Source organism: Desulfococcus sp. (assembly GCF_041737845.1).
Taxonomy (GTDB): Bacteria; Desulfobacterota; Desulfobacteria; order Desulfobacterales; family Desulfococcaceae; genus Desulfococcus.
Window position 1 is genome coordinate 1 of record NZ_JBGSQX010000124.1, and the last position, 7,667, is coordinate 7,667.

Genomic DNA, 7,667 nt, shown 5'->3' on the forward strand with positions numbered 1-7,667 from the left:
CCCGTCGGGGACGACCGAATGGACGCTCATGCTCGCCGAAAACCACGACAACACCGTGGTCGGCGCGGGGGCCGTGGGGTATCTCGGCGAAGCCGCGTGGCGCATGGACGCCACCTGGACGGTTCCGCCTTCGGAAAGCCCCTCGGGCGGCTACCTTTCCGCGGTCGCCAACATGGACATTTCATGGACCTGGCGGGATAAAAACTTTTACGGGTTCGTGGAACTCTACTACAATGGCCTGGGGGAGACGGACTACGCCGAGGTGGCGGAGGACCCGGATCTCCTGGCGGCCCTGGCCCGGGGGGAGGTTTTTACCCTGGGACGCTTTTACCTCGCCCCCCAGGTCAGCGTGGAGCTGCACCCGCTTTTTACCGCGGCGGTGACATTCATCACCAACCTCCCGGACCCTTCGGGCGTCATCCAGCCCCGGTGCGTGTGGAACATCACCCAGGACCTCGAGGCCATGGCCGGCGTGACGCTCTACTGGGGCGGCGCCGGCACCGAATACGGCGGGTTTGACATCCCCGGGACGGACGCCGAGGCCAAGCCTTCGGACAGCGCCTATGCCTGGCTGACCTGGTATTACTGAGGCCGGGGGGCGCATGGGCTTCGGGAATGGATCATGAAAGGAGGCAGGGGATATGGCAGAGATCCGGGAAGATCTTCCGGACCGACCTGAGGACTGGGTCGATCAATACGGGGACGCGCTCTACCGGTTTGCCCTGGCCCGCGTCAAGGACCCTTCGACCGCCGAGGAGCTGGTGCAGGAGGCCCTTGTCTCGGCCATCGGGTCTCGCGCATCCTACCAGGGGCGGTCGTCGAGAAAGACCTGGCTTACGGCCATCCTGAAATACAAAATCGTCGACCACTACCGGAAAAGCCGGCGTGAACAGCCATACGAGGATCTCGACCGGGTTGACGTTCATGAGGCGTCCGGGGACGACCTGTTCAACGAGCGGGGGGGGTGGTCGCTCCAGCCGGCCAAATGGTCGGCGGACCCTGGCAAAATCCAGGAGCAGCGGGAGTTTCTGGATATCTTCTACCGGTGCCTGGGAGCGCTTCCCGAACGGCTGGCCAGGGTTTTCATGCTCCGCGAGATCGACGGTGCCGATACCGAGGAGATCTGTCAGGAGCTTGAGGTCACCGCGACCAATTCGTGGACCATGCTCTACCGCGCCCGCATGGGGCTGAGGCGATGCCTGGAAAACGGATGGCCGGGCGCCCGCATGGAAAGGGGATGAGATGATGGAAAAATTGCGATGGATGCCGAGCTGCCGACACGTGAGCCGCATGGCCTCCGAAGCCATGGACGTCCGGCTCCCTTTTTCGACCCGCATGGCCATGTGGGCGCACCTCATGATGTGCCGCTATTGCCGCCGCTTCAGACGCCAGATCCACCTTCTCCGGCGATTGAGCGGCATCGGCCCGGAAGAGCCCCCCGGAGCCCTGGACATCGATGACGCCGCCCTCTCGCCCGAGGCCCGGGAGCGCCTGAAAAAAGCTGTTGCGGCGAGGTGCGGAAAAGGTGCCGCTCCGGAGGAATGAGCGCTTGAAGGCATCTCCGTCCCCATTCGTATCCGGGCGGGCGCATTTTTCTGAAAGGATTCTTTTCGCCGTGCGACCAAGGTTCAGATCCTGAACCCACAAACAAGGAGGTCGTCATGCGAAAAATACATCTCTCTTTCCTGATGGTCCTGTCGATTCTCACGGGCGGGATTTTTCCCGCCCACGGGGCCTATGTCGAGACCCGAGGCAAGAACACCTATATCGTCGATCAGCATGGGGAGCGGTGGGACGTGACCCAGGCCAAGTCCATCGGGTTTATCCCCGGCCAATTTCAATACGGCATCGGCCGGCATGCCTTTACGCCCCTGGACGACGGGGCGTTTGTCGAAAACCCCGATTATATCCACCGGTCCCTCCGGGTCATCGGGGTGGCGGACGGCAAAGCGGCTCATGCCTATTCCGTGCCGAAACTGCAGCACCATGAAATCGCCAACACCGTCATCGGCGACACCCCCATCGCGGTGGGGTACTGACCGCTGGTGAACCTGGCGGCTGTGTACAGCCGCGAGATTGACGGGCAGGTCCTGACCATCGCCCCGTCGGGTTGGACCTACAACAATACCTTCGTTCTCTATGACCATGAAACCGGAACCCTCTGGTACCCGGAGGGGGACGACCTCCTGGGCATTCAGGGGATCCATTTTCAGCGGCGGCTTCCCCGGGTTCCCTCCCGGGACACCGAGTGGTGGAAATGGGAAAAGGATTTTCCCGATTCCAGAATCATGAAATGAGGTTGAAGGGACCTTTGTTTGCCGCCTGCGTCACCCGGCCCGGATGGGCAGGGTGATGCAGGCGGCCCATAGTGTCAAAGTCGCCCATTGAGGCTCGGATCGAAATCCTTGGGAACGATCATCTGTGGTATACCTTGCACGGTCATCAGTTGCGATTTTTCTTAACCCCTTCTCCCGCCGGGAGAGGGTTGGGGTGAGGGTAAAAAAACGAAGATTGTGACCACTCAAAGTATACGGGAATTGGGGGGCAGGCACGGGGAAGGGCAGGCACGGGGGCCTGCCCCTACAAGGGATTTGCAAAACCACCGACCGTCAAATCTCGCCGATATTGGGAAAATCCTCTAAATCACGTTGTTCGTAGTAGGTTTCGCTCATGTCGTGCTCCCTTATCTTGATGATGAATGCATGGATAAACCATTCTTGTAAAGCCAATTCTCAACCCCCATGGCGGGTGCTCGATATCATCTGCGCCAGGCCATCAACCTTGAAAACAGCGACTTCGCAAAGGGCGTCAGCCGCGTTCGGTTATAGGCGTCCCCGATTTGCCGGATGACCTCCGCCTGGGTCGGGTAGGGATGAATGGTGTCGGCGATTTGCGCAAGGCCCAGGTTGTGGGTCATGGCCAGGGTGATCTCGGAGATCAGGTCGCCGGCGTTGGTCGCCACAATGGTGGCGCCGACGATTTTATCCGTGCCCTTGCGCACATGCACCCGCACGAATCCGTTGGTGTGGCCTTCAAGAATCGAGCGGTCGACCTCGCGCAGCTCCCGGGTGAAGGTATCGATGTCGATCCCCTGGTCCAGGGCCTGGTTCTCGTACAGGCCGACATGGGCGATTTCCGGTTCCGTGTAGGTGCACCAGGGGATGATCAATGCCCCGACGCCGCTGCGGCCGAAGAACAGCGTGTTGCGAATGACGATGCGCGCCATGAAATCGGCGGCATGGGTGAATTGATACGGGGAACAGATATCGCCGGCCGCATAAATGTCCGGGTTGGTGGTCTGCAGGCGGTCATTGACCTGGACGCCTTTCCGGGTATAGGCGACCCCCGCCTCTTCCAGCCCCAGATGCTCAACATTCGGCGCACGCCCCACGGCAACCAGCAGTTGATCGACCACTTCATCATACCCCTTGCCGTGAGATTCGACGGTGAGACGGATGTTGCCGCCGCCGGCGTTGCTCAGTTTCAGTTCCTTGCCGCAGCAAAGCAGCTTCACACCATCTTTTTGCATGGACTCCAGAAGGATGGCGGAAGCGTCGCCGTCTTCTTTGGGAAGAATGCCGTGCAGGGTTTCCACCAGCAACACCTCCGAGCCGAAGCGCGCGAAGGATTGGGTCAGTTCACAGCCGATGGGCCCGGCGCCGATGACGGCGATCCGCCTGGGCAGTTCCGTGAGGGAGAAGACGGTTTCGTTGGTCAGATAGGAAACCGTATCCAACCCTTGGATGAGCGGCGCCGCGGCTCGCGCCCCGGCGGCAATGACCGCTTTTTTGAAGGCCAGGCGTTCGCCGGCGACTTCAACCGAGTGGGCATCGACAAACCGGCCTTCACCGATAAAGACGTCGATCCCCAAATCACTGAACCGCTTGACCGAGTCGTGGGGGGCAATGGATGCCCGAAGCCGGCGCATCCGCGCCATGGCCTCACCGAAATCCATGGTTACGCCCTCCGGGACACGCACACCGAACTCGCCAGCGTCGCGAACGGCGGCGGCGGCCCGTGCGGCACGGATCACGGCCTTGGACGGAACGCAGCCTGCGTTCAGGCAATCGCCGCCCATCAGGTGGCGCTCGATCAGGGCCACCTTGGCTCCCAGGCCGGCCGCCCCCGCCGCGCATACCAGCCCGGCGGTTCCCGCGCCGATGACGACCAGGTTATAGCGTGAAGCAGGCCTGGGGTTTTTCCAGCCCGGGGGATGAACGTGGGACACGAGTTGCTGGTTGTGCAAGTCCCACGGTTCCACGATAAGTTGATCACTGTCCGCTTTTGGCATGTTTATTCTCCCTTGATTAGATTCCATGGGTGGATGACGCAGTGGTGCCACCGCGACGCTGATCTCCGGCGGCGATGATTTGATGGACGACAGCGTCCATGCCATGCTGGTTGCCGGCCTAATAGACAAACACCCCCAGACCGGCGGCCGCGTGCGGCCGGGCGATCCGGGCTTCGATGTCGGAGCGCGATCCAGTCACAATGGCGCTCTGTCCGGCCAATGGTTTTCGATTGTGTGCATCATCCGACATGGATAACCCCGAACAGGACCGCCTTACTGAGCCATTTTCTTCTTTCTTCCTGTTTCATCTTTTCTGAATTCGTCGCGGAAAACCGGCATGACTGACATGATAAATCGCTAAAATTCATCGGGTCGCTTTATCGCCGCATCATCGACGGCGTCATGACCGTTGCGCTCAGAGGCCGTTTTGAACCCAGTAAATGATGCTGGCGACGAGAAAGTAGCCTGCGGCGAGTTCAATTATCAAATATATCCCGAAATATCGAAGGCTTCGGGTCCATGGCGTCGGGATGATCTGGCCCACGGCTACGAATCCCAGGCAGCCCAGGGAGTAGAAGGTGTAAAAGTAGCCTTTTGCCACCAGACCGGTGAGAAAAAACATGCTGATGTTCATGACCACCAATAGATTGTTCAACCTGCTGAGGTTATTCCAAAATAAAAGATGGTCAGCGTCGAATAGGGATTCAAGCGAGCGATGCCCCGGGCCGGGGATGACGCGTGTCTCATTTCGATCAGGATTGCACCTGGATGTCGTTTCTGTTTCAGATTTCATTATCCGTATGACCTTCATGGAATTCTCCGATCATTGTTTGAAACAGCCGTCGTCCAACCGGACGTCTCGATGGGTGGCGCAATGCGGTCTTTTCGTGAAATCGACATGAGTCCTCGCCGGGTGAGATTTTATTCCATGACCGCACGGGCTGCCCAAATGGATTTGTAGTCGAACTCGCCCATGCCGATGATATTGTACTTCACGATCTCGAAATTGGGACTCAGGTCGAAGTCCCGGGGAACGATCTGCGAATAATGGCGCATGATCAACTGCGAGCCGTAAGGGTTGGTTGCACTGTTGTTGTGGAGATTTTCCGCCTGAATAAGGGCGGGAACAATCGGATACCCCACCTTCTGAAAGGCCTGGGCGATCATGCCCGAGCAGATGACCTCGTATTCCGAACAGCCCCCCAGGCAGGCCTTGATGGTTCTTTGTTTGAAAGGATTCAGGGAGGGCGGCAGAAGCAGCACCGCCAGATCCAGAATGTTATGATGATCATAGTGCCTTCCGATGCGGCGGATGACTTCCGCTTCCACCATCTCCAGATCCTGGGTGGAAATCCCGAAAGGCCGGCAGATCCGGATATTGTAATCCCCGTACTTGCTCAAGGGAACGGCGATGACGCCCTTTCCGGTATCGGCTTCCACCAGCATGTGGCGCCGGTCGCGGTCGCCCGCATCATCCAGGGCCCTCCGCACATCTTCCATTCCGGATCCATCGAGGGCATCCCCCACATAGAAGGCGGAATGGCTCCAGGAGCTTTGCGTCAACACCTTGATGAACCGGCTCAGTTCCGAGCGGCCTTCAACCAGCACGACATCCCCCTTGCGGATGACGCGATAAAGGTTGTCCATGTTGTTGATGATCCGCTTCTCATAAGACGGGGAGGGGGCTTCAAGCCGCTTGAGAAGCGAGCGGCTTAAAAAGGTCAACCACTTTACCGATCTGTTTCTGCGTAAAAGAGGCATGATCGCTCCTGATCCATGAGGGATAGGCATTCCCCTGACCCGGGTTGAACGGCGGCGCTGATCCACCTGCCCCCGGGTCAACCGGGGAGCAGGCGTTTTGCGGGCGGATTGTCTATAGAGGCGCCTTCAGGGCACCGACCATATGTTTCATGTCCTTCGGGTCATGATTGGGATGCAGCACCACCATGATCATCGACCACCTGCCGAAAGGCTCCCCGTTCAAGGGCGCACTGTAACTGCCGTTACCCGATTTGTCCGTCCGGAACATATACGGTGCCGTGCCGGCGCCCGTTTCACTCTTTTTGGGGGTCATATTGACGAACCACACGGTGTATACGGCCTCGGGTTTGAGCCCCTGGGCCTGGAGGCTGATGCGGCTCTTGTCTATCATTGCGGTTCCTTTGGCGTCGGGATGTTCGGGTGTTGATTCGAGAACAATCGTTCGGCCGCTGCCGGCTGCCCAGCCTGAAGAGATGAAAAGGATGCCTATCATGCCGATAAGGATCATCTGAACGACGCGGTGTGTTTTCATGGCGATCTCCTGTGTTATGCGAATGAGGTTTCTTCTGTTTGACCCGCGACGGGTCATCTTCGATATTTTGGAAAGCGGCATTCACTTCCTGAGGGCTTCGCTCTCCATCTGACCTCTTCGTCGGTTCAATTCACGAATCCTTGCGGGGAATTTCACAGGGATGGATTTGCGCACGATTGGACGCGCTGAACGGCATGCTTCGAGGGATTTGGAAAAAGGGAGTTTTCGCGGAGGCTTACAGCGCCTTCAGCACCTCGCCCGCGAACCGCTGCTTCCGGAGTTTGGGCGGATATCTCCGGAAGGCCCGGTGGGTGACCGGGTCGTATTCATGGATGTAGAGCCGCCGGGCGGGCCTGCCGTAGACCGTGAGCATCATGTTGGGGAGGGCATCGGGGTTGCCGGTCTGGTGGACCGGGCGCGCGCGGCGGTTTCCCGGCCGGACGACGGGAGCCTCTATCAATGGGTCGGGACCGGGACCTACCTGGACGGGTCCGGCGAATTCCGGCTCAAGAACCAGCTTTTTTTCGGAGACTGGGGCAGCTTTGAAACCCACTACGAAGCTGTTCTGGTGGGCGGAGACACCTGGCGGAAGAGGCGGGAGCTGCGGGACCTCACCGGCGCAAGTTCAGGCGGCGGCCTTTTCTCGCCGGCGATCCGGGCCATTTCCGATGACCGGCGCCTGATGGACCTCACTCATGGGATCGCGGACGGCGCGGACGGGGCGCTCTGCCATCGCCTCGACCGGCTCTTCCTGATCGTTGACCGGCCGTGGGGGAACCTGCGCCTCGGCCGCCAGGCCGTGACCTGGGGAAACGGGATGCTTTTCAATCCCATGGACATCTTCAACCCCTTTGCCCCCACCGACGTCGTCCGGGATTACAAGGTAGGGGACGACATGGCCCTGGCCCTTCTGCCGGCCGGAGAGAATGGCGATCTCCAATGGATCGGCGTGCCGCGGCGAAACCCTGAAAACGGCGCGGTGGAATGGGACGAATCCGCCGTGGGGGCCAAGCTCCGCCTCCCGTCGGGGACGACCGAATGGACGCTCATGCTCGCCGAAAACCACGACAACACCGTGGTCGG

The 7,667-nt window shown here is 59.7% G+C and carries 11 protein-coding genes; 6 read left to right on the forward strand and 5 right to left on the reverse strand.

Annotation, left to right across the window (positions count from 1 at the left end):
- From ACEW8N_RS14560 to ACEW8N_RS14580, 5 genes are all read left to right on the forward strand, one after another.
- The coding region (locus ACEW8N_RS14560; RefSeq protein WP_373500563.1) for a hypothetical protein at positions 1 to 589 on the forward strand (589 nt) is incomplete at its 5' end.
- A gap of 52 nt (positions 590 to 641) precedes the next feature.
- Positions 642 to 1,241, forward strand: a complete 600-nt coding sequence (locus ACEW8N_RS14565) for a sigma-70 family RNA polymerase sigma factor (RefSeq protein WP_373500564.1) — start codon at positions 642 to 644, stop codon at positions 1,239 to 1,241.
- 1 nt (position 1,242) lies between these two features.
- Complete coding sequence (locus ACEW8N_RS14570; protein WP_373500565.1) at positions 1,243 to 1,545, forward strand: hypothetical protein; 303 nt, start codon at positions 1,243 to 1,245, stop codon at positions 1,543 to 1,545.
- A gap of 116 nt (positions 1,546 to 1,661) precedes the next feature.
- On the forward strand, positions 1,662 to 2,039 hold the full coding sequence (locus ACEW8N_RS14575) for a hypothetical protein (protein WP_373500566.1): 378 nt from the start codon (positions 1,662 to 1,664) through the stop codon (positions 2,037 to 2,039).
- Between the two features lie 6 nt (positions 2,040 to 2,045).
- Positions 2,046 to 2,297, forward strand: coding sequence for a DUF3179 domain-containing (seleno)protein (locus tag ACEW8N_RS14580; protein WP_373500567.1), 252 nt, complete (start codon positions 2,046 to 2,048; stop codon positions 2,295 to 2,297).
- A gap of 461 nt (positions 2,298 to 2,758) precedes the next feature.
- On the opposite strand, the gene ACEW8N_RS14585 is transcribed toward ACEW8N_RS14580, so the two are convergent.
- The 5 genes from ACEW8N_RS14585 to ACEW8N_RS14605 form a co-directional block, all read right to left on the reverse strand.
- Positions 2,759 to 4,291: a mercuric reductase gene (locus tag ACEW8N_RS14585; RefSeq protein WP_373500568.1), complete on the reverse strand. Its 1,533-nt coding sequence runs from the start codon at positions 4,289 to 4,291 to the stop codon at positions 2,759 to 2,761.
- 415 nt (positions 4,292 to 4,706) lie between these two features.
- Positions 4,707 to 4,946: a hypothetical protein gene (locus ACEW8N_RS14590; RefSeq protein WP_373500569.1), complete on the reverse strand. Its 240-nt coding sequence runs from the start codon at positions 4,944 to 4,946 to the stop codon at positions 4,707 to 4,709.
- A 266-nt stretch (positions 4,947 to 5,212) separates the two neighbouring features.
- On the reverse strand, positions 5,213 to 6,052 hold the full coding sequence (locus tag ACEW8N_RS14595) for a YiiX/YebB-like N1pC/P60 family cysteine hydrolase (RefSeq protein ID WP_373500570.1): 840 nt from the start codon (positions 6,050 to 6,052) through the stop codon (positions 5,213 to 5,215).
- A gap of 112 nt (positions 6,053 to 6,164) precedes the next feature.
- A complete protein-coding gene (locus tag ACEW8N_RS14600) occupies positions 6,165 to 6,584 on the reverse strand; it encodes a hypothetical protein (protein WP_373500571.1) in 420 nt (139 codons plus the stop codon).
- Positions 6,585 to 6,819: 235 nt separating this feature from the next.
- Positions 6,820 to 6,960, reverse strand: a complete 141-nt coding sequence (locus ACEW8N_RS14605) for a hypothetical protein (protein ID WP_373500572.1) — start codon at positions 6,958 to 6,960, stop codon at positions 6,820 to 6,822.
- Positions 6,961 to 6,990: 30 nt separating this feature from the next.
- Here ACEW8N_RS14605 and ACEW8N_RS14610 point away from each other — a divergent pair.
- A partial coding sequence (locus ACEW8N_RS14610) for a hypothetical protein (RefSeq protein WP_373500573.1) occupies positions 6,991 to 7,667 on the forward strand: 677 nt, incomplete at its 3' end.